This is a genomic window from Rhodoligotrophos defluvii, assembly GCF_005281615.1.
GTDB classification, from domain to species: domain Bacteria; phylum Pseudomonadota; class Alphaproteobacteria; order Rhizobiales; family Im1; genus Rhodoligotrophos; species Rhodoligotrophos defluvii.
This window is the reverse complement of the sequence record NZ_SZZM01000001.1, coordinates 1,603,060-1,626,264: the sequence shown is the minus strand read 5'-3', so window position 1 is coordinate 1,626,264 and position 23,205 is coordinate 1,603,060. Positions and strand designations below refer to the sequence as shown.

General features: G+C 65.2%; 20 protein-coding genes. 10 read left to right on the top strand and 10 right to left on the bottom strand.

The window, feature by feature from the left end; all coding sequences use genetic code 11:
* Nucleotides 1–90 precede the first annotated feature (90 nt).
* Nucleotides 91–1,296 carry an acyl-CoA dehydrogenase family protein gene (locus E4P09_RS07745; protein WP_137388921.1) on the bottom strand — a complete coding sequence of 402 codons (1,206 nt, stop codon included), beginning with the start codon at nucleotides 1,294–1,296 and terminating at the stop codon, nucleotides 91–93.
* A 27-nt stretch (nucleotides 1,297–1,323) separates the two neighbouring features.
* Nucleotides 1,324–4,488 carry a bifunctional proline dehydrogenase/L-glutamate gamma-semialdehyde dehydrogenase PutA gene (gene putA, locus E4P09_RS07740; protein ID WP_137389290.1) on the bottom strand — a complete coding sequence of 1,055 codons (3,165 nt, stop codon included), beginning with the start codon at nucleotides 4,486–4,488 and terminating at the stop codon, nucleotides 1,324–1,326.
* Nucleotides 4,489–4,649: 161 nt separating this feature from the next.
* Here putA and panC point away from each other — a divergent pair, with 161 nt between their 5' ends.
* Entirely contained in the window at nucleotides 4,650–5,498 is an 849-nt protein-coding gene (gene panC, locus E4P09_RS07735; RefSeq protein ID WP_137388920.1) for a pantoate--beta-alanine ligase, read from the top strand.
* A gap of 120 nt (nucleotides 5,499–5,618) precedes the next feature.
* Here panC and E4P09_RS07730 read toward each other — a convergent pair whose 3' ends face one another.
* From E4P09_RS07730 to E4P09_RS07715, 4 genes are all read right to left on the bottom strand, one after another.
* Entirely contained in the window at nucleotides 5,619–6,266 is a 648-nt protein-coding gene (locus E4P09_RS07730; RefSeq protein ID WP_137388919.1) for a flavin reductase family protein, read from the bottom strand.
* Nucleotides 6,267–6,278: 12 nt separating this feature from the next.
* Nucleotides 6,279–7,037: an HAD family hydrolase gene (locus tag E4P09_RS07725; protein ID WP_137388918.1), complete on the bottom strand. Its 759-nt coding sequence runs from the start codon at nucleotides 7,035–7,037 to the stop codon at nucleotides 6,279–6,281.
* A gap of 8 nt (nucleotides 7,038–7,045) precedes the next feature.
* Nucleotides 7,046–7,660, bottom strand: coding sequence for a nitroreductase family protein (locus E4P09_RS07720; RefSeq protein ID WP_137388917.1), 615 nt, complete (start codon nucleotides 7,658–7,660; stop codon nucleotides 7,046–7,048).
* 109 nt (nucleotides 7,661–7,769) lie between these two features.
* Nucleotides 7,770–9,938, bottom strand: coding sequence for a mechanosensitive ion channel family protein (locus tag E4P09_RS07715; protein WP_170984281.1), 2,169 nt, complete (start codon nucleotides 9,936–9,938; stop codon nucleotides 7,770–7,772).
* A gap of 241 nt (nucleotides 9,939–10,179) precedes the next feature.
* Here E4P09_RS07715 and E4P09_RS07710 point away from each other — a divergent pair, with 241 nt between their 5' ends.
* From E4P09_RS07710 to E4P09_RS07700, 3 genes are all read left to right on the top strand, one after another.
* Nucleotides 10,180–11,175, top strand: a complete 996-nt coding sequence (locus tag E4P09_RS07710) for an outer membrane protein (RefSeq protein WP_170984280.1) — start codon at nucleotides 10,180–10,182, stop codon at nucleotides 11,173–11,175.
* Nucleotides 11,176–11,517: 342 nt separating this feature from the next.
* Complete coding sequence (locus E4P09_RS07705) at nucleotides 11,518–12,366, top strand: outer membrane protein (RefSeq protein ID WP_170984279.1); 849 nt, start codon at nucleotides 11,518–11,520, stop codon at nucleotides 12,364–12,366.
* A gap of 356 nt (nucleotides 12,367–12,722) precedes the next feature.
* Nucleotides 12,723–13,637, top strand: a complete 915-nt coding sequence (locus E4P09_RS07700; protein WP_137388913.1) for an outer membrane protein — start codon at nucleotides 12,723–12,725, stop codon at nucleotides 13,635–13,637.
* Nucleotides 13,638–13,695: 58 nt separating this feature from the next.
* Here the strand turns inward: E4P09_RS07700 and thrS are convergent, their stop codons facing one another.
* Nucleotides 13,696–15,645: a threonine--tRNA ligase gene (thrS, locus tag E4P09_RS07695; protein WP_137388912.1), complete on the bottom strand. Its 1,950-nt coding sequence runs from the start codon at nucleotides 15,643–15,645 to the stop codon at nucleotides 13,696–13,698.
* A 443-nt stretch (nucleotides 15,646–16,088) separates the two neighbouring features.
* Here thrS and E4P09_RS07690 point away from each other — a divergent pair, with 443 nt between their 5' ends.
* Nucleotides 16,089–16,736, top strand: coding sequence for an outer membrane protein (locus E4P09_RS07690; RefSeq protein ID WP_170984278.1), 648 nt, complete (start codon nucleotides 16,089–16,091; stop codon nucleotides 16,734–16,736).
* A 133-nt stretch (nucleotides 16,737–16,869) separates the two neighbouring features.
* Here E4P09_RS07690 and yidD read toward each other — a convergent pair whose 3' ends face one another.
* Nucleotides 16,870–17,211, bottom strand: a complete 342-nt coding sequence (yidD, locus tag E4P09_RS07685; protein WP_205042036.1) for a membrane protein insertion efficiency factor YidD — start codon at nucleotides 17,209–17,211, stop codon at nucleotides 16,870–16,872.
* 1 nt (nucleotide 17,212) lies between these two features.
* Nucleotides 17,213–17,674 (bottom strand): iron-sulfur cluster assembly scaffold protein, encoded by a 462-nt coding sequence (locus E4P09_RS07680; protein WP_137388909.1) that lies wholly within the window; start codon nucleotides 17,672–17,674, stop codon nucleotides 17,213–17,215.
* Nucleotides 17,675–17,849: 175 nt separating this feature from the next.
* Here E4P09_RS07680 and folE point away from each other — a divergent pair, with 175 nt between their 5' ends.
* The 3 genes from folE to E4P09_RS07665 all read left to right on the top strand — a co-directional run bounded on the left by folE (nucleotide 17,850) and on the right by E4P09_RS07665 (nucleotide 20,114).
* Nucleotides 17,850–18,482: a GTP cyclohydrolase I FolE gene (gene folE, locus E4P09_RS07675; protein WP_137388908.1), complete on the top strand. Its 633-nt coding sequence runs from the start codon at nucleotides 17,850–17,852 to the stop codon at nucleotides 18,480–18,482.
* A gap of 32 nt (nucleotides 18,483–18,514) precedes the next feature.
* Nucleotides 18,515–18,994, top strand: a complete 480-nt coding sequence (gene hisI, locus E4P09_RS07670; protein WP_137388907.1) for a phosphoribosyl-AMP cyclohydrolase — start codon at nucleotides 18,515–18,517, stop codon at nucleotides 18,992–18,994.
* 139 nt (nucleotides 18,995–19,133) lie between these two features.
* Complete coding sequence (locus E4P09_RS07665) at nucleotides 19,134–20,114, top strand: patatin-like phospholipase family protein (RefSeq protein WP_239025052.1); 981 nt, start codon at nucleotides 19,134–19,136, stop codon at nucleotides 20,112–20,114.
* A 38-nt stretch (nucleotides 20,115–20,152) separates the two neighbouring features.
* Here E4P09_RS07665 and E4P09_RS07660 read toward each other — a convergent pair whose 3' ends face one another.
* On the bottom strand, nucleotides 20,153–21,313 hold the full coding sequence (locus E4P09_RS07660; RefSeq protein WP_137388906.1) for a M24 family metallopeptidase: 1,161 nt from the start codon (nucleotides 21,311–21,313) through the stop codon (nucleotides 20,153–20,155).
* Nucleotides 21,314–21,548: 235 nt separating this feature from the next.
* Between E4P09_RS07660 and E4P09_RS07655 the strand changes: the two genes are divergently transcribed.
* Together E4P09_RS07655 and E4P09_RS07650 are read left to right on the top strand one after the other, a co-directional pair.
* On the top strand, nucleotides 21,549–21,755 hold the full coding sequence (locus tag E4P09_RS07655) for a hypothetical protein (RefSeq protein ID WP_137388905.1): 207 nt from the start codon (nucleotides 21,549–21,551) through the stop codon (nucleotides 21,753–21,755).
* Nucleotides 21,755–23,134 carry an amidase gene (locus E4P09_RS07650; RefSeq protein ID WP_137388904.1) on the top strand — a complete coding sequence of 460 codons (1,380 nt, stop codon included), beginning with the start codon at nucleotides 21,755–21,757 and terminating at the stop codon, nucleotides 23,132–23,134. The genes E4P09_RS07655 and E4P09_RS07650 overlap by 1 nt, the downstream gene beginning before the upstream one ends.
* Nucleotides 23,135–23,205: the final 71 nt, after the last annotated feature.

Here is a 23,205-nt window from a genome sequence, read left to right as displayed (position 1 = left end):
TGACGATTCAAAGATGCTCCAGGCCGTTCTAAGGTCCTGTCGGTCGCATTTTCTTCACGCGAACCGGTATCCACTTCGCTCGAAAATGCTCTAGGAAAAGCGTGACAGCTCCGCGCGCGCCAATGCCTCGCGGTGCACTTCATCCGGGCCATCGCCGATGCGCAAGAACCGGGTCTCGGCAAAGGCTTCGGCGAGGAAGAAGTCGCCGCTCAAGCCGCCGGCCCCGTGCACCTGGATGGCGCGGTCGATGATCTGGCTCACCGCGCTCGGCACCACGACCTTGGCGATGGCGATCTCGTGGCGCGCCGCCTTACTGCCTTGCCTGTCCATTTTCCAGGCGGCCTTGAGGGTTACCAGCCGCGCCTGTTCCAGCTCGCAACGGGACTGGCCGATGGCCTGGCGCACGCCCCCCATCTCGGCAAGGGTGGTGCCGAAGGCATGGCGCGACAGGGCGCGCCTACACATGAGCTCGATGGCACGCTCGCCCAGGCCGATGAAGCGCATGCAGTGATGGATGCGGCCAGGCCCCAACCGTCCTTGCGCAACCTCGAAGCCGCGCCCCTCGCCCAGCAGCATGTTCTCGGCAGGAACGCGCACATTGTCGAATACGAGTTCCGCATGCCCCAGCGGCGGGTGCTCATAGCCATAGACGGACAGGGGCCGCTCGACCTTCAGCCCCGATGCGTCCATGGGCACAAGGATTACAGACTGCTGCTTGTGCTTCGGCGCCGATGAGTCGCTCTTGCCCATGACGATCGCCAGCTTGCAGCGGGTGGACATGGCGCCGGTGATCCACCACTTGCGGCCGCTCACCACGTAATGGTCGCCGTCGCGGCGGATCGCGGTCTCGATATTGGTGGCATCCGACGAGGCGACCTGCGGCTCGGTCATGGCAAAGCAGGAGCGGATTTCTCCGTCGAGCAGCGGCTTCAGCCAGCGGTCCTTCTGCTGGGGCGTGCCATAGAGGGAGAGGATCTCCATGTTGCCCACGTCGGGCGCATTGCAGTTGAAGACCTCGGGTGCCGCGAGCGAGCGCCCCAGGATCTCGCACAGATGGGTGTATTCGTAGTTGGTGAGGCCCTGGCCTTCGGGCCCGTGGGTGTAGAACAGGTTCCACAGTCCCTGGGCCCGCGCCTTTCCTTTGAGCTCCTCCATGAGCGGATGGGTCGACCACCGGCCGGCGCTCTCGCGGCGCTCCGCCAGAAGCTCGCGTTCATTGGGATAGACGTGCTCATCCATGAAGGCTTCCAGCCTGGCCTTCAGATCGGCCGCTCTCCCCGAGATCTCCGCAAACATTGTTTCGCTCCCCGACTCGTCTTTCTTCTATTCCTCGTCGCCCACCATGGAGAACAGGCTGGCATTGCCACCCGAAGCAGTGGTGTCGGTGGAGATCACCCGCTCGGTGGCGAAGCGGTAGAGATAGTGCGGGCCTCCCGCCTTGGGCCCGGTGCCGGACAGGCCCTCGCCGCCGAAGGGTTGGGCGCCGACCACCGCGCCAATCTGGTTGCGGTTCACATAGACATTGCCCACCTTCACCCGCCGGCTCACCTCCTCGGCGGTTGTCTCGATGCGGGTATGCAGGCCCAGCGTCAGGCCATAGCCGGAACGGTTGATGGCGTCACACAGCGCATCGAGCTTGTCGCCGTCGAACTGCACCACATGGAGGATCGGCCCGAACACCTCCCGGTCAAGCACCGACATGTCCTCGATCTCGTAGACCGCCGGCGCGATGAACGTGCCGTGCTTCGCCTCGGCCGGCAGGGGCAGGTCCACCAGAGTCTTGGCCTCGCGGCCCATGCGCTGCTTGTGGGCACTAAGGACGCGGGCCGCGTCCTCGTCGATGACCGGGCCGACATCGGTCGAATAGTTCGCGGGATCACCAACCGACAGCTCCTCGACAGCCCCCTTCAGCATGGGCAGGAGCTTGCCGGCAATATCCCGCTGCACGAGCAGAAGGCGAGCCGCCGAGCAGCGCTGGCCGGCACTGTCGAAGGCGGACATCACCGCATCGCGCACCGCCTGCTCGGGCAGGGCGGTCGAGTCGACGATCATGGCGTTGAGCCCGCCGGTCTCGGCGATGAGAGGCACGATCGGTCCCTTGCGGGCGGCGAGCGCGCGGTTGATGATCGCCGCCGTCTCGTTGGAGCCAGTGAAGGCGATGCCGTTCACCCGCTCGTCCGCGGTGAGCAGGCCGCCCACCTCGGCCCCGCCGCCGGGCAGGAAATGCAGGACGTCGCCGGGTACGCCGGCCCGATGCAGCAGCTTCACCGCCTCATAGGCCACAAGCGGGGTCTGCTCGGCCGGCTTGGCAATGACCGCGTTGCCCGCCGCCAGCGCCGCCGTGACCTGGCCGGTGAAAATGGCGAGGGGGAAGTTCCACGGGCTGATGCAGGCGAACACCCCGCGGCCATGCAGCCAAAGCTCGTTGCGCTCGCCGGTCGGCCCCGGCAGCAGCGTGCCGCCTGAGAACTTGGCGCGCGCCTCGCTCGCGTAAAAGCGGAGGAAATCGACCGCCTCGCGGTGATCCGCAAGCGCGTTCTCGAGCGTCTTGCCCGCCTCCTTCACCATGAGGCCGACCAGCAGATGCACGTTGTCTTCATATAGATTGGCCGCCCGCTCCAGGATGGCGGCACGCTCGGCCCCGCCGCGGGAATCCCAACCGGATGCCGCCTTGCTGGCAGCGGCGAGCGCTGCGTCAACCGCAGCCGCATCCGCATCGGCCACGGTGCCCACCACGACGCGCCGATCCTGGGGCGAGGTGACGTTGCGGGCCTTGCCCTGGCGGGGCGCGCCGCCGATGAGCGGCGTGGCAGCGATGGAGCGCTGGGTCGCGGCGGTCATCTTCTCCAGGAAGGTGGCGCGGGTGTCGTCATCCCACAGCGGGTAGCCCCTGGCATTCAGCCGCGGCTTGAAGATGTCGCGCGGCAGCGGGATCTGCGGGTGGGAAATCGAGGAGAGGCTCGCCACCTCCTCCACCGGATCGGCGATGATGTCGCGGATCGGCGCTTCATCATTGGCCAGGCGGTGGACGAAGGAGGTGTTGGCGCCGTTTTCCAAGAGACGGCGCACCAGATAGGCCAGCAGATCCTCGTGAGTGCCCACGGGCGCATAGATGCGGCACGGCCGGTTGAGCTTGTTGCCACCGACCACCTCGTCATAGAGCGCTTGGCCCATGCCGTGCAGGCGCTGGAACTCGAAATCCTGATCGGGCCTAGCCATGACCGTGATCGCAGCGACGGTATGGGCGTTATGGGTGGCGAATTGCGGGTAGATGGTCGGGCCTTGCGCGAGCATGTAGCGGGCGCAGGCGAGATAGGAGACGTCGGTGTTGGGCTTGCGGGTGAACACGGGATAGCCGTCGAGCCCGGCTTCCTGGGCCCGCTTGATCTCCGTATCCCAATAGGCGCCTTTGACCAGCCGGATCGGGATACGGCGGCCGGTGCGCTTGGCCAGGACGTTGAGCCATTGCAGCACGGGGTAAGCGCGCTTGCCATAGGCCTGCACGGCAAGGCCGAGCCCGTCCCAGCGGGCAAGGGCTTGCGAGGCGGCCAGCTGCTCGAAGAGGCGGAGGGAAAGATCGAGCCGGAAAGCCTCTTCCGCATCGATGGTGATGCCGATTTCCGTATCGCGGGCCCGCTTGCACAACTCCAGCACGCGCGGCAGCAGCTCGTCCATCACCCGGGCTTCCTGCTTCGGCTCATAGCGCGGGTGAAGGGCCGAGAGCTTCACCGAGAGAGACGGTCGCTCATAGACCCGCTGATCGGGCTTGAGGGGCCCGGCGTGCTTGGCCACCGCATCGAGCGCATCCATATAGGCCTTGAAATAGCGCTGGGCATCCTTGGCGGTCATGGCCGCCTCGCCCAACATGTCGTAAGAGAAGCGGTAGCCGATCTTCTCCTGAGGCTCGGAAAGCTCCAGCGCCTCGCCGATGGTGCGGCCCAGCACGAACTGCTTGCCCATGATGCGCATCGCCTGGCGCAGCGCCTGGCGAATCACCGGCTCGCCGGAGCGCGCCACCAGGCGCTTTGCCACGCCCATCAGAGCATTATCGTTGGTGCCGCGCATGTCGAGCACCCGACCGGTGAGCATCAACCCCCAGGTCGAGGCATTGACGAAGAGGCTGTCGGAATGGCCGAGATGCTCGCGCCACTGGCGGCCGCCGACCTTGTCGGCGATGAGCTTGTCCTGGGTGGCGGCATCCGGAATGCGCAGCAGGGCTTCGGCGAGACACATGAGCACCACGCCCTCTTCGCTGGAGAGCGAGTATTCCTGCATGAAGGCGTCGACCCCGCCGCCCTGACGCCGGCCGGCGCGCACCGCGTGCACCAGCTGGCGCGCCAGGGTTTCGACCTCGCGCCGCTGGGCCTCATCGAGCTCTGCAATTTCCATGAGGCTGCGCACGATCTGTGTCTCGTCTCCGAGCAGCCGCTCGGAAATCGCCTTGCGCAGGGCCACCGCCGACGCCGTCGTCTCATCCAAGCCCGCCATTGAAAAACCCATATTCATATTGCTGTCCCGTCCGCCTCACGCCTATACGCAGGACGTGGTAACAGCCATGCTGCCATGTTGCCGGTAACATCATGCCACATGCGCCGTCGACAAAGTCCTGCCATCCCGCCAAGACACAACCAGAAACCCGTGGAAGAGTCATGAGTGAAATTCCCGTTGCCCGCACCATTGCCGAACTGCGTGCGCATGTCCGCGCCTGGCACCAGGCCGGGCAGACCGTCGCCCTGGTGCCGACGATGGGCGCCCTTCACCGCGGGCATTTGGCGCTGGTCGAAGAGGGGCTGCGACGGGCGGACCAGGTGGCAGCCTCGATCTTCGTCAACCCGAAGCAGTTCGCTCCCACCGAGGATTTCGACGCCTATCCCCGCCGGGAAGCGGACGATCTGGCAAAGCTGAAGAGCGCGGGCGCCGCGCTCGCCTTCGTTCCGGGCGGCGGGGAGATGTACGCGGCGGGCTTTGCCACGGCCATCGCCGTGGGCGGCCCAGCGACGCAGGGCCTGGAAGACCGTTTCCGGCCGCATTTCTTCGGCGGCGTGGCCACGGTGGTGGCCAAGCTGCTGATCCAGTCGCAATGCGACATCGCCCTTTTCGGCGAGAAGGACTACCAGCAGCTTCTCGTGGTGAAGCAGATGGTGCGCGACCTCGACCTTCCCTGCCGCATCATCGGCTGCCCCACGGTGCGCGAGGCGGACGGTCTCGCCCTGTCGTCGCGCAACGCCTATCTCACCGCCGAGGAGCGGCGGATCGCACCGATGCTTCACCAGCAGCTGCAGGCGGTGGCAGGGGCTTTGCGCGCGGGGAAGGCGCCAGGCGAGGCAATCGAGGCGGCCATATCGGTGCTCATCACCGCCGGGTTTTCCGTGGATTACCTGGAATTGCGCGACGCGGAGACCCTGGCGCCCGAGCCCGACCCGGGTCGTGGCAGCCGCCTGCTGGTGGCGGCCCGCCTCGGCAAGACCCGCCTCATCGACAACATCGCGGTCTACTAGCCAGCGGCCCGGCGGACCGCGCTGCCCTGGATGCCCCGGTCGAGCCGGGGCATGACGATGCGCTTAATACGCACCCCTGATCTCCTATGGTCATTGCATGACTCTCTACAGCCGCCAGCTCTACTCAGCAGCCGGCTTAGTTTGGCGCGCGAGCAGAGCTTGTGCCTCGGCCGCGCTGGGCCGGCGCATGGAGAACATCTCGGTCACCACGGCGTAGTCCATATAGCCACAGCGAGCGATGGGCTTCATGGCGGCCGCATCCACCAAGCCATCGCGAATGAACGCGTCCTCGATGTGGATACCGACCACCTTGCCGATGATGATCACATTCGGCTCGTCCGGGTCGTCGGCGGGCAGCTCGAGTGTCTGGGTATAGACGCATTCCAGCGCCACCGGCGATTCCGCCACCCGTGGCGGGCGCACCAGGCGGCAGGGCGCCGGGGTGAGACCGGCGATGCGCATCTCGTCCACCCCGGCCGGCAGCGGCGCCGAGGTCAGGTTCATCTGCTCGCGCAGGTCCCAGGTGGCGAGATTGCACACGAATTCCTTGGTCGCGGCGATATTGGCGGCCGAGTGCTTATAGCCGCCGGACGAGAACAGGACGTAATGCGGGTTGCTGCCCACCGCATTGAAATAGCTGTAGGGCGCCAGATTTACGGTTCCATCGCGAGCGAGGCTGGAGATCCAGCCGATGGGGCGCGGCACCACCAGCGCCTTGAACGGGTCGTGCCGAAGCCCGTGGTCATTGGCAATCGCGTCATAGAACACGGCAATGTCTCCTCAACCGGCAAGCCGTCGGCGGTCGCTGAGAACCGCCGGCAAGCAGGAGATGTCCTCAATCACAATATCGGCGTGACGCTCCAGGTGTTCCCGCCGCGAATTGCCGGACAGCACGCCGATCTTGAGACCTGCTCCCGCGGCGGCGGCCATGTGGAGGTCATGCAGGTTGTCGCCGACCACCGCCACCTCGGCCGGCAACAGATCGGCCGCGGCGCAAAAGGCATGGACCATGTCCGGCGCGGGCTTGGCGCTCGCAACGCTGTCCCAGCCGTGCACCGAGAACAGCCGATGCCGTACACCCAGCGCCTCGAGGCAGAGCTCCGCCGAGAGCGTGGCATCGTTGGTGGCAACGCCCAGCACCAGGCCTTCCGCCTCAAGGACCGAGAACACCGCATCGAGCGGACAGACCGGCGCGGCGTGATCAATCGCGCCTCGGGCGAAATGGGCATCGATCTCGGCAATGGTGGCGGCGCGCCTGTCGGGTGCAAGCCCCGGTCGCCATAGATCACAAAGATCAACGGAGGTGCCGGCGGCCGCCACGGAGCCGGATCGATAGGTGTCCGTGGCAGGGTCATATCCGGCGGCGATCATCAGCCGCAGCGCCTCGGCCTCCTCGCCATCGGCAAAGCGCAGGGCCAGGCTGCGCATCACCGGGCCCCAGCTTTTCTGGAAATCGATCAGCGTGCCGTCCTTATCGAAGAGGACGCCCCTGATCGGGATCTGCATGGCTGTGAGAGCCGTGCCCTGCCCTGTTCCCACCTATGCTCCTAATACTCACTGACCAAGGCTGCGAGGTCCGGCCGCGCCCGGTCCGTCGGCCGTTCCCCCATGCCGCCGATGAAGATGAAGCCCGCCATCCGCTCATGATCGGCTAGGCCGAGATGGGATGCAACCTCCCGATCATAGGCATACCAGCCCGTCACCCACTGGACACCGTAGCCGAGGGCGGTCGCCGCGATCACGATATTCATGCAGGACGCGCCGGCGGAGAGATACTGCTCCCATTCCGGGATCTTCACATGGGGCGCGGCGCGCGACACGACCCCGATCACCACCGGCGCTTCGGTGAAGGTGGTGCGGGCCTTCTCGAACATCAGCTCCCCCGCATCGGGGCGGCTCGCGCGCAGCCGCTGCTCGAGGTAGGCCCCGAAAGCGGCCCGCCTGTCGCCTTTGAAGACGATGTAGCGCCAGGGCGCGAGCTTGCCGTGATCGGGCACGCGGGCGGCAGCGGTCAAGATAATGCGCAGGTCCTTCGCGTCGGGACCGGCATCGGTGAGATTGGCGATCGCCTGAGAGCGGCGCGTCAAAAGCAGGCTGACCGTGTCGGTGAGATCGTTGGTTGACGCCTGCTGGGCGGCGGCCTCGACAGAAGCTGGGGGCATGCTCGATTACTCTTGTGTCGGTGTGTCGGTGACGTGACTGGCAACTGGCGATCGGCCATTGTGAAGTCAAGGCCGCTGCCGCCGTATGAAATCGGGTTCCGCTGCGGCGTCAAGCGGGCCCTGCCGCTTCGCCCGCCTGTCTCAGGGCAAGTGCCTGCTGCGCGGCGGCCGCCTCCGCCTCGCTGCCGCCCGCCACATGCACCACGGGCCGCGCGAACTTGATGCCCTTCTCCTCGAAGGCCTTTTTTATCATGGCGAAAGCCTTGCGGCGGATCACGAACTGCTCGCCCGGCTTGGTGGTGAGCTTCATGCGGATCTGGATCGCGTAGTCGCCGAATTCCTGCACCCCTTGCATCTTGAGCGTATCGATGATGTGCGGCGCGAGTTCCGGATCTGCCTTCAGCTTCTGGCCGATATCCTTGATGATCTTGCGGACCTGCTCGAGATCGGTGTCGTAGGTCACATTGATGGTCTGCTTGTCGATGACCCAGTCGCGGCTGAGATTTTCGACCGCCCCCAGCTCCCCGAAGGGGACAGTGTAGATAGGGCCACGTTGGTGGCGCAGGCGGATCGAACGGAGGCTGAAGCCCTCCACCGTGCCCTTGTGGGAGCCGCTCTGGATGTAGTCGCCCACCCGAAAGGCGTCGTCGAACAGATAGAACATGCCGGAGATGATGTCCTTGACCAGGGTTTGGGCGCCGAAGCCGATGGCGACGCCGATCACGCCCGCCCCGGCGATCAGTGGCCCGATATTCACCCCGAGTGCTGCGAGCGCCATCATTCCGGCCACGACGATGAGCGCCGCGAGGAGAACGTTGCGCAGGATGGGCAGCAGCGTGCGCAGCCGGGCGCGGCGTGCAGCCTCCTCCTCGCTATGGCCCTGCGCTGACGCCTCCGACAGCTTCATGTCGATTGCCGTCTTGGCCACATGCCAGAATAGGTCCGCCGCCAGCACGATGATCAGGGCATCCAGCACCCCGCGAACGAGCCGGGCCAGCGGGCTCGAGTCCGCTGCCGCCCCAATCAGATCGATATTCCAAACCCAGGCCAGAAACGCGATGGCGAGCAGAATGAGACCGGCCTGCGCGCCACGCTCAATCGAGGCCGCCAGCAGGCTGGGCGCGGGGGGCGCCTCCTGGATCTCGCCCGGACGGGAGACATGCTGGATGGCGTGCCGGGTGATGCGGATGGCCAAGGGCACGGCGGCGGCCACGACCACCAGCCAGAACAGCCGCATGGCACCGGCGACCCACAGCACCCAGGCCAAACCTGCGCAGACCGACAGCACCCACCGCCACAGCGCCTGCCCACGGCGGCGTGGACCGGCTTCGGCGGCCGCTGCGGGAAGAGCCTGCGCGGCCGGACGTGCCCAGATCATTTCGAGCAGGATGACCAGCAGGCCCAGGCCGAGGGTATAGGCAAGGAGGTCGCGCCCGGCGGCGGACACGCCGAGCAGGTCCACCAGATGAACGGCGACCCAGGCGAACACGAACCAGCCGACGAAGAGCACGATGCGCTCGCGCCAGAACCGGGCGGCCGTGTCGGTGAGCGGCAACAGCCGGAAGCGCCGGAGCGGATCATCGGCGCCGTGCACCGGCGCGAGGAAAACATCGCTGATGCGCATGGCGGCGAGCGCGGCAAGCCAGACGACCATGCCGGCCAGCACCAGCCTGCGGCTGAGCAGCGACAGGTGAAAGGGGATCAACGCGATGACGATGCCGGCGGCAAGCGCGAGCCACGAGCCCAGCTTGAGCACCAGCAGGGCGCCAAGTCCGAGAAGGCGGTCGCGCGGGCCTCTTATCGCCATGGTCGCGGGCCAAGCGGCGAGGCCCACCGTGGCGCGCCGGAACAGCCATTGCAGCAGGAGGCCCCATGCGAGCGCCAGCATCGCGGCGAGGATCATGCGGAATGGCGACCCCGCCGCGAGCTCTCGCGCCGCCGCTGCTCCCAGCCGTTCGAACTCCTGCGGCAGTTCGCGCGCAGCCGCCGCGAGCCTCTCGATGTGCGCGCGGATGGCCGCAAGATGCGCATCGAGCGCCGCCACCGTAAGGCCGGCCCCCGGAGCAGCTGGGGGCGGGGTGGCCTGGGCAGCCTGCTCTGCTTGGTTTTTCAGCCAGGCCTGCACCGCGGGATCGGCGAGCAGCTTCAGCAACTGGTCGGCCGCGGCGGGACGCGTCTGGTCCACCGCCTCGGGCGATTGGGCCAAGCCGGGGGCGGCGCAGAACAGGAGCGCGAGTGCCCAAAGGACGGACCGGCAACTGGCCAGGGTCCCCAACATCCAGTCCCGCCGCAGGTGAACCATCAGAGCGCCCCGAGACTCGCATCGATATCGTCGCTGTACGGGAAAACAGCACGGCTTCCCATAACGGCCCGTTAAGAAACGCGCGCCCCGCCAGGCACGGCTATCTCTTGGACGCTTGATTTCAGCCCTATTCCAGCCGCGATCGATGGTTGTAACCGCCAGTCATACGTGCCTGCAAAAGCAAGTTGATTTCCACAAATGCATTTCGGAGGGAGCTATGAAGCTTGCGCATTGGGCTGCCGGAATTGCCGCCATTGCCGCCATGATGGGGGGAACGTCGGCAATCGCTGCCGATCTCGGCGCCCATCATTCCGTATCTGCCCGAGACAATTTTCTCGGCGCGAAGGCCCAGAGACCGTGGCAGGGTCTTTCAGTGGGACTGCTCGGGGCATACGGCTTCGGTTCCGTCGATGACTCGGTCACGCGCCTGCGGGAACTCGATGGGCCGCTGTTCGGCGGCTTTGCGGGCCTGCATGGCCAGCACGGAAGCTGGGTTTTTGGTGGGGAGTTCGACGCCTCGTTCGGCTGGATGAGCGCGGACCGAGGCTATGTCAAACGCAATCTCCCCGACATGAGCAAGTATCCGGCCGCGGCGTCCGCCCGGCTGAAAACCCCAACGAATGCATTTGGCCTTCGCCAAGGGGTGTCGCCCCGGATCAAGCGCGACACGGCCAGCATCGCGCCAGATGCGCCGCTGTCCAGCCCGGATCACAGCAGGGAAGTCAAGCTCCCGAAAGACGATAAGCCATCGTCCAGCGGGGTTGATGCCGTGAGCAAATCAGCACCGGAAGACGCAAGCGCGGCGGTGCGGACCAAGCTCCAGGCTGCGCCAGGCAGCGACCGAGCCAAACTTTCTCTCGACGAGTTCTACACGCTGCGGGGCCGCGTCGGTTACGCTTTCGATGACCTGTTGCTGTACGGCACGGGCGGCCTGGGCATCGCCCATGTCAAGCTCCAGGCAGAACACGCAGGAGGCAGCTATCGCAGCCAGACCTATGGCGTTACCCCCGTGGTCGGCGCAGGCGTCGCCTACCGGGTCTCCGACGACGTAAGTTTCCGTGCGGAATACCTCTATGCATTGCCGTTCGAAGTCAGCACCAAGGGCAAGCAGAAAACAGCCGACGGCGCGGAGGTGACGAGCCGGGCAAACTCGTCCCTAGACGGGATCCATTTGATCCGGTTCGGCATCAGCTACCACCTGCCGATCAACTGAGCAGAAATCTCGTGCGGTTCCCTGCTCGACCGTAGCGCCGTTGCGGTCGAGCAGCCGATCAGCCATGCGATGTGGATACCGCCCGCACAATCTGGCGGGGCCGCTGCGGGCATGTGGACAAGCAGATTGGCGCACCGTTGCGCCAAAAATCCGTTCTGCTCAGCGGCTTACGAGAGGCTTGGGGCCGCAACTCAAGCGTGTCCAAAAAGACACACAACGCCATCAACCTCACATCCGCTCGTTTTTGGCCCCATTCTTGTCACCACGTGTGATTGTAAGGCGTCGTGCATACTACACGCGATTAGCGAGTTCATTTCAAGTAATTCCTTTTGGAGGGACAGTATGATTTTTGTGCGTTGGGCCGCCGGATTGACAGCGGCGGCCGCGGTGTTGGGCGTTGTGCCTGCGTTTGCGGCTGATCTTCCGGCCTACGAGCCTCCGGCGGCGGTCAGCATTCCCGCGCCCGCCCCGCTGAAGCCCTGGCAGGGCTTCAGCCTGGGCCTGCTCGGCACCTACGGCTTCGGCAAGGGCAACGAGCTCTCCGGCCTGAACGTCAATGGGCCAATGTTTGGAGGTCTCGCCGGCATCCACGGCCAGGTGGGCAATTGGGTGCTCGGCGCGGAGTTCGACGGATCCTTCGGCGCGATCGGCGGCAGCCGGGCGAAGGCGAAGGCCGGCGCTCCCGCCAACGACGTATTCGAGGCAATCCGCCCTCTGGGTCCGGTTGACGGCGCGCTTACCTTGGCCGTGCTGAGCGAAGGGCTCGGAAAACAGCCCGGAGCCGCCGCCCAACAAGCAGCCTTTGCCCGGGAGAGCTTCACCTATCCCGCCAAGACGAGCATCGACCAGTTCTATTCGTTCCGCGGCCGCGTCGGCTATGCGTTCGACAATGTCCTGCTGTACGGTACCGGTGGTATCGCTGTCGCCCACGTGAAGCTGAAGAGCGACCATCCCGTTCTGGGCGCGTATGACGACGAGAACTTCGGCTTTACGCCGGTGGTCGGCGGCGGTGTCGAATACAAGTTCACCGACAGCCTCAGCCTGCGGGCGGAATACCTCTATGCCATGCCGTTCAAGGTGGCCATGAAGCAGAAGCAGGAGGACTGGTCGGCGCCGAACCGGACGAACGCGTCGTTCGACGGCACCCACATGATCCGCGCAGGCATCAGCTACCACCTGCCGATCAACTAAGCGGATCTCCGACACGATGTCCTGTTCGGCCGCAGCTCCTGCGGTCGAACAGGCCCTGGCGGCCCACGGAAGCGCCGCCCACCACTTAAGAAGCAGTCCGCCTTCTCCGAATCGCGAAACCGCATCGCATTTCTTCACGCGGACCGGTAGCCACTTCGCTCGAACATGCTCCTAACTCGCCAGCGCCCTTCCCCGGCGAGACCCGGCGTGTCGCAAAAGACACAGCTCAACCGTTACGTTTCCCCTCCCATATCTGCTCGTTTTCAGCCGCATTCCCGCCCCGATGCACAGTTGTAACGCAGCATGGACTGCACGCGACAAGCGAGTTCATTGGAACGGATATTTTGGAGGACAGTATGCGTTTAGTGCGTTGGACCAGTGGGCTGGCGACGGCTATGGCGGCGCTGGGGGTTGTGCCTGCGCTTGCGGCCGACCTTCCCGTCTACGAGCCGCCGGCCGCCATCAGCATTCCCGCGCCTTACAAGCCCTGGCAGGGCTTTAGCCTGGGGCTGCTCGGCACCTACGGCTTCGGCGAGCACGAGCACAAGCTCAGCCACCTCGACATGGATGGTCCCATGTTCGGCGGCCTGGCCGGCATCCATGGCCAGATGGGCAACTGGGTGCTGGGGGCCGAGTTCGACGGGTCGTTCGGCTCGATCAGCGGCAGCCGCGGGCACAAGCTGGTGAACGAGCTCAACAGGCGTGACCCGAGCATGGCGCGCAGGGCCAAGGTGGACAGCTCCGGCGACCCTGTGAAGGACAAAGACGGCAAGCCCATCTACGAGCTTATCAAGACCGACAAGGGCGACACCAAGGCGCCGGCCGAGGTGAAGGTGCAGGGCGAGACGAAGGAGCAGAGACAGGCCCGGTTGCGGCAGGACTTCGACAGCGGCCGCTACACCTACCCGGCAAAGGCCAGCATCGACGAGTTCTACTCGTTCCGTGCCCGCCTCGGCTATGCCTTCGACAACATGCTGCTCTACGGAACAGGCGGCGTCGGCGTGGCCCATGCAAAGCTCAAGACCGAGCACCCCTACTGGGGCGAGTACAGCGATGCGCGCTACGGTGTCACCCCGGTGGTGGGCGGCGGTGTCGAGTACAAGTTCACCGATGCCTTGAGCCTGCGGGCGGAATATCTCTACGCCTTCCCGTTCAACGTCGCCATGAAGACCAAGCTGACCGAGTGGAAGCCGCAGAACCGGACGAATGCCTCGTTCGACGGCTCTCACATGATCCGCGCCGGCATCACCTACTACCTGCCGGCATTCTAAGTGGCACGCGTGAGATGATGACAGGGGGCGCCGTGGGCGCCCCCTGCTTTTTTGCGCCTCAAGCGGCAGCGGCTGCCTTGGTCCCGTGCCGCGCCAGATCCGGCGGGACCGCCTCTGCCGCCAAGCTCCGCACCGCTTCGTCCAGGCCGAGTGTCGCCTGATCCTTCGAGCCAAGCCGCCGCAGGTTGACCGAGCGCTCGTCCCGCTCGCGCTTGCCGACCACGAGAATGACCGGCACCTTGGCCAGAGAGTGCTCGCGCACCTTGTAATTGATCTTCTCGTTGCGCAGGTCCGTCTCGACCCGCAAGCCGGCAGCAGCCAGCGCTCGCGCCACTTCGGCCGCATAGCCGTCGATCTCCGAGACGATCGGGCAGACCATCACCTGAACCGGCGCAAGCCACAGCGGGAAGTGGCCCACGAAGTGCTCGATGAGTATGCCGATGAACCGCTCCAGCGAACCGAACATGGCCCGGTGCAGCATGATCGGCACCCGCTTCTCGCCTTCCGGCGAGATGTAGAAGGCGCCGAGCCGGCCGGGCAAGTTGAGGTCGACCTGCAACGTGCCGCATTGCCATTCGCGGCCGATGGCATCCTTCAGAATATATTCGAGCTTGGGGCCGTAGAACGCGCCCTCGCCCTTGTTCAACGTCCACGGGCGGCCGGTGCGTTCGAGCACGTCGCGCAAGGCCGCCTCCGCCTGATCCCAGATTTCGTCGGAACCTATCCGCTGCGCCGGCCGGTCGGAGAACTTGATCGACACGTCGGCAAAGCCGAAGTCCTCATAGATCGAGAGGATGAGGTCGTTGACCTTCAGGCATTCTTCCGCGAGCTGCTCCGGGGTTACGAAGATATGGGCATCGTCCTGGGTGAAGGCGCGCACCCGCATCAGCCCATGGATGGCGCCGGACGGCTCATAGCGGTGAACGAAGCCGAACTCGGCGATCTTCAGCGGCAGGTCGCGGTAGCTCTTGAGGCCGTGCTTGAAGATCTGCACGTGGCCGGGGCAGTTCATCGGCTTGAGCGCGAAGCTGCGCTCATCCTCCGTCTCGGTCACGAACATGTTCTCGTGATATTTCTCCCAGTGACCCGATGCCTCCCACAGGGCGCGGTCGAGCAGCTGCGGCGTGTTGACCTCGAGATAGCCGGCCTCCTGCTGGCGCCGGCGCATGTAGGCCAGCAGCGTTTGATAGAGCGTCCAGCCCTTGCCATGCCAGAACACGACGCCGGGGCCTTCCTCCTGGAAATGGAACAGGTCCATTTCCCGGCCGAGCCGCCGGTGATCACGCTTTTCGGCCTCCGCCAGCCGGGTGAGATAATCCTGCAGGTCCTTCTCGCTTGCCCAGGCCGTGCCATAGATGCGCTGCAGCTGCGCATTGTTGGCATCGCCCCGCCAATAGGCGCCGGCAATCTTCATCAGCTTGAAGGCGTTGCCCACCTTGCCCGTGGAGGTCATGTGCGGCCCGCGGCAGAGATCAAGCCACTCGCCCTGACGATAGATTCTGATCTGCTGGTCCTCGGGGATCGCGTCGATCAGCTCGACCTTGTAGCTCTCGCCCTTGTCGCGGAAATAGGCCTTCGCCTGATCGCGGCTCCACACCTCCTTCGTGAACGGCTTATCTCTGGCGATGATCTCGCGCATCTTGCGCTCGATCGCCGGAAGATCCTCCGGGTGGAAGGGCTCGTTGCGGGCAAAGTCGTAATAGAAGCCGTTCTCGATCACCGGACCGATGGTGACCTGCGTGCCGGGATAGAGCTCCTGCACCGCTTCCGCCAGCACATGCGCCGCATCGTGCCGGATCAGCTCCAGCGCCTCCGGGTCCTCGCGCGTGATGATGCGGACGTCGGCATCGGCCTCGATCGGGTCGGAAAGGTCGGCGAGCTTGCCGTCGACCGTCATGGCGACGGCCTTCTTCTCCAGCGATTTCGAAATTGAGGCAGCGATCTGGGCGCCGGAAACGCCGCGCTCGAAGGAACGCTGGCTGCCGTCCGGAAAAGTCACTTGGATCATAGCTGTTCTGTCTCCTGCTCACTCGCTGCATACCACGCAGGTAAGCGTCGCTTGCATGGGATAGGCGGACCTGGGGCCCGCGCGCCCGTGTGGTTTTGGCGGCACTAAGGCCGGGCGTCAAGGCGCTCGCTGCCGCAGCACTCCTGTTGCCGAACGGCCACGCGGCTTGGGTTAACCGCTCCGGCTCATGGCTGCGGCAACCACTGAGGCCTCCTAACAGGCTGATGGGCCGTTCAGTTTTGGCTCCGCTCGAGTCAACATGGGCTTTGCATCTTAAGGTTGCAATTACTTAATACCCTGTTAAAAGGCGTGAGCAAACTCGCTTTGAGGTTGTGCCTTTTGGGGGCAAGCAAGGTCTGTTTGAGAGAGAGTTTTTCATGGGTAGTTCCAGATTGTTGCGTTACTCCAGGTCGATTTCGCTGACGACGCTCACGTGCTTGGCCTTGACCAGCCAAGCTCTCGCTGCCGACCTGCCGCCGTCGCCACCGCCGGTCTCGAGCTACGAGACGGTTCACGCGGTGTCGCAGCCCAGCCCGCTGCCGTGGCAGGGCTTTCATGTGGGTGTGCTCGGTGGCTTCACCAAATCCAAAGCCAATGTCAATGCGTTCCGGGGCCCGGAAGAGGCTCGGGTCGAGGGGCCGATGCTCGGCGGTCTCGCCGGCTTCGACATGCAGCTCGGCAACATGGTTCTGGGTGCCGAGGCCGACACGAGCTTCGGCAGCGTCAAAGGTGCCGGGCTGGGTACGACCGTCGAGCTCCGGCAGTTCTCCACCTTCCGCGGCCGCGTGGGCTATGCGCTCGGCGACGTTCTCCTTTATGGAACGGCCGGCCTGGCACTTGCCGATGTGGCGATGAAGAGCCGGGTTTGCCAGACCTGTATCAAGGCGGATGACCTGGTGAAGGGATGGACCTATGGCGGCGGCATCGAGACGAAGCTCACCGACAATGTCAGCTTGCGCGGCGAGTATCTCTATACCGATCTCGATGCGAAGCAGTTCGACTTCAACATGCCGAAGGGCTCGGGCCGGCTGCGCACGGACGGCATGCACACGTTCCGCGCCGCGGTGAGCTATCAGCTACCGATCTTCTAACGGACTGTGTCCACCGGGCGAAGTGGCCGGTCCTCCCCCTCGCCAGCGCAGGTTTACGCGGCATTTACCCTAGCGCCGCAGAATCCTGTGCCATCGAGAGGCCACTTCGAGCGGAGAGGCCGTCAGGGCATCATCAGCCTTGGCGGCCTCTGTCGTTCAGCGATGGCCGTTGCGCGAAGCCGTGCCGGATGTGATCGCCCCGCCAACGGCCGTATCGCCAAAATCGCAGACCGTGGTCGGCCAAATGCTCCGGCACCGGATCAAGCCCGTGGGTGCCCCAGGGATGGCATCGGGCCAAGCGAGAAGCCAGCAGCCATCCGCCGCGCCATGCGCCATGCCGCCGCAAGGCTTCAATGCCATATTCCGAACAGCTGGGCAGATGCCGGCAGGTGCGGCCCAAAATGGAGGAAAGGGTGTATCGATAGGCGGTGATCAAGCCTATGCCGATTTGCGCCAGCAGGCGATCCAGCACCATCTCAAGCCCCCGCGGCGGCGGCCGATGGGCGCGCCTGCTTTGCCTCGATCTGGTCGAGACAGTCGCAGACCGCATCGAAGGTGAGCAGAGTCGAGGCATGCCGCGCCTTGAAATCGCGGACCGGCTGCAGGACGGCGAGATCCGCCCAGCGCCCATCCGGAGGCGGCCCGCCCTCCTTCAGCATGGCGTACATTTTGCCGCGCAGCGCGCGCAGTTCCGCGGCGGTCGAGCCGATCACGTGCCTAGCCATGATGGAGGATGAGGCCTGCCCCAAAGCACAGGCCTTCACCTCGTGCCCGAAGGCGGTGACCACCCCGTCCGCCATCTTGAGGTCGACCGTCACCTTGGACCCGCACAGGCGGGAGTGGGCGACGGCCGTCGCATCGGGCTCCGCCAGCCGCTCGGTCAGAGGGATATCGGCAGCGAAGCCCAGGATCTGCCTATTGTAAATGTCGTTCAGCATCTCGTCCGATCGGTTCGCAAGCGGCGATACTCCTCCAGCGCGACATCGCCCGCCGGGGCTCGTCGGCTTGCGGGGCTGCCGCGCCAATTCTATATGGTGTATGAAAATCGGCAACGAAGGCCCGGCGTGCGACACGACGTCGTGCGGCCCACAGCGCGGGGGTTCAGGAAGTCATATGGATGCGATCGTGAGCCTTCTCGCGCGGCACAGGGAGGACGAGCCAGGGCATGCCGCCGGCCGTCCGACACGGGAAGAGGCGGAGGCGGCTGTGCGCACCCTGATCCGCTGGGCAGGCGATGACCCCAAGCGGGAGGGCCTCGCCGAGACGCCCGAGCGGGTGGTGCGCGCCTATCGCGAGTTCTTCAAGGGATATGGGCAGGATCCGCTGGAGATCCTGTCGCGCACCTTCGAGGAGACGGCAGGCTATGACGATATGGTGCTGGTGCGCGATATCGAGGTGGCCTCCCATTGCGAGCACCATATGGTGCCCTTCGTCGGCAAAGCCCATGTCGCCTATCTCCCGAGCGGCCGTGTGGTCGGCCTATCGAAGATCGCGCGCGTCGTGGAGGTGTTCGCCCGCCGCCTGCAGACCCAGGAGACGATGACGGCACAGATTGCCGATGCCATGGCGACGGCGCTTAAGCCGCGCGGTGTCGCGGTTCTGGTGGACGCGGTCCATCAGTGCATGTCGCTGCGCGGTGTGCAGAAGCCCAATGTCTCGACCATCACCACCCAGTTCACCGGCGCGTTCAAGGCCGATGCGGTGCTGCAGGCCCGCTTTTTCGAGCTGATCCGCCACGCCCGTTGACGCCAGTCCTGTTTCCGTTCAGAACCCAGGCCATGACCGATACAATCTTCGCAAAACGCCTCAGCATCGAACAGGTCGAGGAGGGACACGATCTCGCGCCGAAATTCGACGCGGACGGGCTGATCGTCGCCGTGACCACCGATGCGGCCACCGGGGACGTGCTCATGGTCGGCTATATGAATGCCGAGGCCCTCAAGCGCACGATCGAGACCGGCGAGGCGCATTACTGGAGCCGATCGCGCAAGCTCTTGTGGCACAAGGGTGCCTCCAGCGGGCTCGTGCAGAAGGTGGTCGATCTTCGCATCGATGACGACCAGGATGCAGTCTGGCTCAAGGTCGAGGTCGCGGGGTCCGGCGCGAGCTGCCATGTAGGCTACCGCTCCTGCTTCTACCGGTCCGTGCCGCTGCAGAGCAGCGTGTCGCCCGAGCTCAGGCTCGAATACCGGGAAGCGGAAAAGACGTTCGACCCCCTGGAGGTCTACGGGGATGTTCCCAATCCGACACAGCTGTAGAGGCTGAAGGACCCGAGCTGGGCTTGCATGGATCGGGAGCGACTTAATCGATCTGAAACCGCAGGCGTGGTGAATTTATCTCAAATGGCGCAAGGGCGGGCGCGCCGGTCGCAGGCAGCAGACGCACGAGTGGACAGTCTTGAGATTCTGGAGTCGGGTGGACGGATCTGAGAACGGCTCGGGGCCAAGTGAGGCACCGGCCCTGATCCCGGCGAGGCAGCGGCCGCGGGTGGGGCTGGCGCTAGGCGCCGGGGCGGCGCGTGGCTGGGCCCATATCGGCGTCATCCATCGCCTGGCCGAGGCCGGGATCGACGTCGACATCATCGCCGGAACATCGATCGGCGCCCTGGTGGGCGGATGCTATGTGGCGGGCAAGCTCGACCCGCTGGAGGATTTTGCGCGCAAGCTCACCCGCAGGCGCATCTTCTCGCTGCTCGACTTCTCCTGGCGCGGCGGCGGCTTGATCGCCGGCGACCGTCTGCAACGCATGCTGAACGAGCAGTTGGGCGATACGCTGATCGAGGATCTCGACCGCCCGTTCATCTGCATCGGAACGGAGCTGCTGACCGGGCATGAGATCTGGCTTCAGAAGGGCCGCCTGGTCGATGCGATCAGGGCGTCCTACGCGCTGCCCGGGGTATTCAAGCCGATCCATTTCGCGCAGCAGTGGCTGATCGACGGCGCGGTGGTCAACCCGATTCCGGTGTCCGCTTGCCGCGCGGCGGGCGCGCGCCTGGTCATTGCCGTCAACGTCAATGCGGATGCCTTCGGCGGAACCGTGATCCAGCAGCCGGACGTGGTGCGGGCCGTCGAGCAGGTCGGCGCCGACACCATGCCCGCGCCGGTGCCGGTGCCGCCGCCGCGAGATCTGCACGCGAGCCCGCCCGGCATCTCCGCAGTTCTGGTGGCGGCCTTCAACATTGCACAAGACCGGCTGGCACGCTCGCGGCTCGCCGGCGATCCGCCCGATGTGCTGATTTCGCCACGAACCGGAGATGTCGGCCTGTTCGATTTCGAAAAGGCGAGCCTTGCCATCGAGGCCGGATGGGAAGCAGCGGAACGCGCCCTGCCCGAGATCCGCTGGGCTCTCGACCATTTATCGCAGCTGGTCAGCGCTTAGGGCCGCGATTGAGGCGGACAGCAATACCTCATCCCAGTCTAGAGGATAGCAGCCTCTCGGGGATAGGGCGTGAGATATTCGAAGCCGGTTTCCGTCACCACCACCGAATCGCCGATCCGGCCGCCGAATTCATGCGGGACGGTGATACCGCCGTCCACTGCCAGGGTCATGCCGGCGGCAAGGGGCGTCTTGTCGCCTCGCTTCAGCTCCGGCGCTTCCAGGAACGAGCAGCCGATCGAGCGACCGGTCCTGTAGGAGGGGCCGAATCCCGCCTCGCGATAGACCTCTTCCGCGGCGGCGTTCACCTCTTCGCACGGCACGCCCGGCTTGATCGCCGCCAAGGCGGCTTGCTGCGCCCGCACGGCCGTCTCGTAGATCCTGAGCTGCTCGTCGGTGGCGGAGCCGACGAAGAATTCCCGGTCGAAGCCGAGCTTGTAGTTCTTGAAATTGGCGATGCCGCAGAAGCAGAGATAGATCGGATCCCCTTTCTCGATCCTGCGCACCGAGGACCGGCGGTGCACCATGCAGGTGTCATGGCCCGACTGCATGACCTGCAGGTTATAGATGGTGGGCGACACGAAACGGTCGATCTGGCCATCGAGCAGCGAGGCGGCCCTGCGCGTTCCCGCCTCCAGCACCGCCAGCGCCACCTCGTATTCCGGCACGCCCTCGCCGATCGCCGCGCGCCCGCCCTCGACCATGGCCACGGCCACCTTGCCCGCATCGCGCATGATGGCGATCTCCGCAGGTGATTTCACCATCCGCATCCGGCTGATGATCGGGTCGAGGTCGGCCAGCGTCTTGCCGGCGAAGAGCGGCCGCAGGCGCAATCCGATGGTCGGGTGAAGCTTGGTGGTCTCGATCGCCACCGTGCGCACGCTCCCGGCCAGAGCGGCTTCGATCGGGCCGAACCATTCGCCATCGATACCGTCCGCCCATGGCCGCACGTCCGGCACCCAGCTCATTTCCCGGCACATTTCCGATTCCATGAGCGGCGTGATCAGGGTCGGCTCGCCGTCACGGGGCACGAGCAAGATGGTGGGCCGCCCGAACTCCACGCCAAGATAGTTCCAGAAGCCGGCGAAATAGATGATCGAATCGGGATCGGCGATAAGGGCGAGGTCGATGCCGTTCTCTACCAATCGGCTTTGCAAGGCGGAGGTGCGGGCGATGTACTCGGACTGACTGATCGTGGCCATCTGAATGCCCCAAGCTGCATACACCATATTCGTCGTAAGCGGTCTGCCGGCACCCGTCAAGGCGAGATATAAAGCAATACCGCGAATCAATAACCATACACATCCTGAGGCGGTGCATACTTCACTGGCGACAACGCTTGACAGGCCGCTTGCTCAGTGCCTTAAACTCGCCTCGCAACAGGCCGGCCGGTCGTTCCAGACCTGGCCGGCCATCGCTCTCAGGAAGGAGCGCCGCATGCAACCGCTGCAAGGAGAAACCCTGCGCCTGGTGCGCGAGCAGATGGCCGCCCATCCCTGGCGGGATGAGGATCTGGCTGAACTGGTGGCGCCGACCATGGGCATCATCTCCGGCCTGCCGCATCTGCTGGCGCAGCTCGAGGGCTTGCGGCGCGAGGATCTGGGCACGACCCCTCCAGCCGCGGATTTGCCGGTCAAGCTGTAATGTCGAACCCCAGCCGGTTGTGCTTCGAGCCGGCCAGCGCGCTGGCGAAGCGGCTGCAACGCCGCGAGCTCAGCGCCTTGGAGCTGGCTGAAGTCTTTCTGAACCGGATCGCCCGGCTCAACGCGGCAGCCAAGGCCTATATCACCGTCACGCCGGACCTGGCGCGGCGCTCTGCCTCGGCAAGCGACCAGCGGCTTGCGCGAGGCGAGGCGGCGTCGGCGCTGCTCGGCATTCCCTTCGCCACGAAGGACCTCATCGATATCGAAGGCGTGCTCACCACTGGCGGGTCGGCTGTGCTGCACGACAATATCGCCACCCGCAACGCGGCGATCATCGACCGCATGAACGCATCCGGCGCCGTGAGCCTCGGCAAGACCAACCTGCATGAATTCGCCTATGGCACCACGGGCGAAAACGCCCTGTACGGCACGGCGGTGAATGCGTATGACCCGGCGCGGCTCGCTTGCGGCTCGTCCAGCGGCTCGGCCGCCGCGGTCGCCCATGGGCTTGCCGCATTCGCCCTCGGCACCGACACCGGCGGCTCGGTTCGCATTCCGGCGGTCTTGAACGGGCTTGTGGGCCTGAAACCGACCTTCGGTCGCCTGCCCATGGACGGCGTGGTGCCCTATTGCTGGTCGCTCGACCATCTCGGCCTGATCACCCGCACGGTGGCCGATTGCATGGCGCTGTTTCGGGCTTGCGCCGATCTCCCCCCGGAAGCCGAGCCCGATGTGCACAGCCTGGGAAGCCTGCGCATCGGCATTCCCGACCGCTTCTATTTCGAGCGCGCCGACCCTGAAATCCTCACGGCCGCCGAGAACGCGCTCAGGGCGCTGGAGCGTGCCGGGGCGCGCATCGCGAAAGTGGCCATGCCCGAGGCCACCTATGCCCGCACCGCATCGCTCACCATTCAGATGCCGGAGGCGCTCAGCTACCACATGCGTTACCTGGATGGGCGCGGGGCGCTCTATAGCCCTGATTTCCGGGCTGGCCTGGCCTTGGGCCAGTACATCCTGGCCGAGCACTATGTGCGGGCCAAGCGGCTCGTCACCCAATTCAGGGAGGGGATGCAGCAGGTGTTCACCGATGTAGACGCGATCCTCACGCCGGCAACACCCATACCGGCTCCGAAGATCGGCACGGTCACCGTTGCCATGGACGGAATGGAGGAGGCCATCGGCAACGCGCTGACCCGCTTCACCGCCTTCTTCAACATGACGGGACACCCCGCCGTGACGCTCGCCACCACCATCCATTCCCTTGGCCTGCCGATCGGCGTGCAGCTGGTCGGGCGCTATGGCGAGGAGGCCTTGATCCTGAGGCTCGCGGCCTTTCTGCAGGAAAGCTTCGGTCCGCCGCCGCTGCCAAACATCGTCTGAAGAGGCAATAGGCTCGCAGCTTGCTGTATGCAGCTGTTGACTCGGCATGGCAAAGCGGCTGTATACTCCAT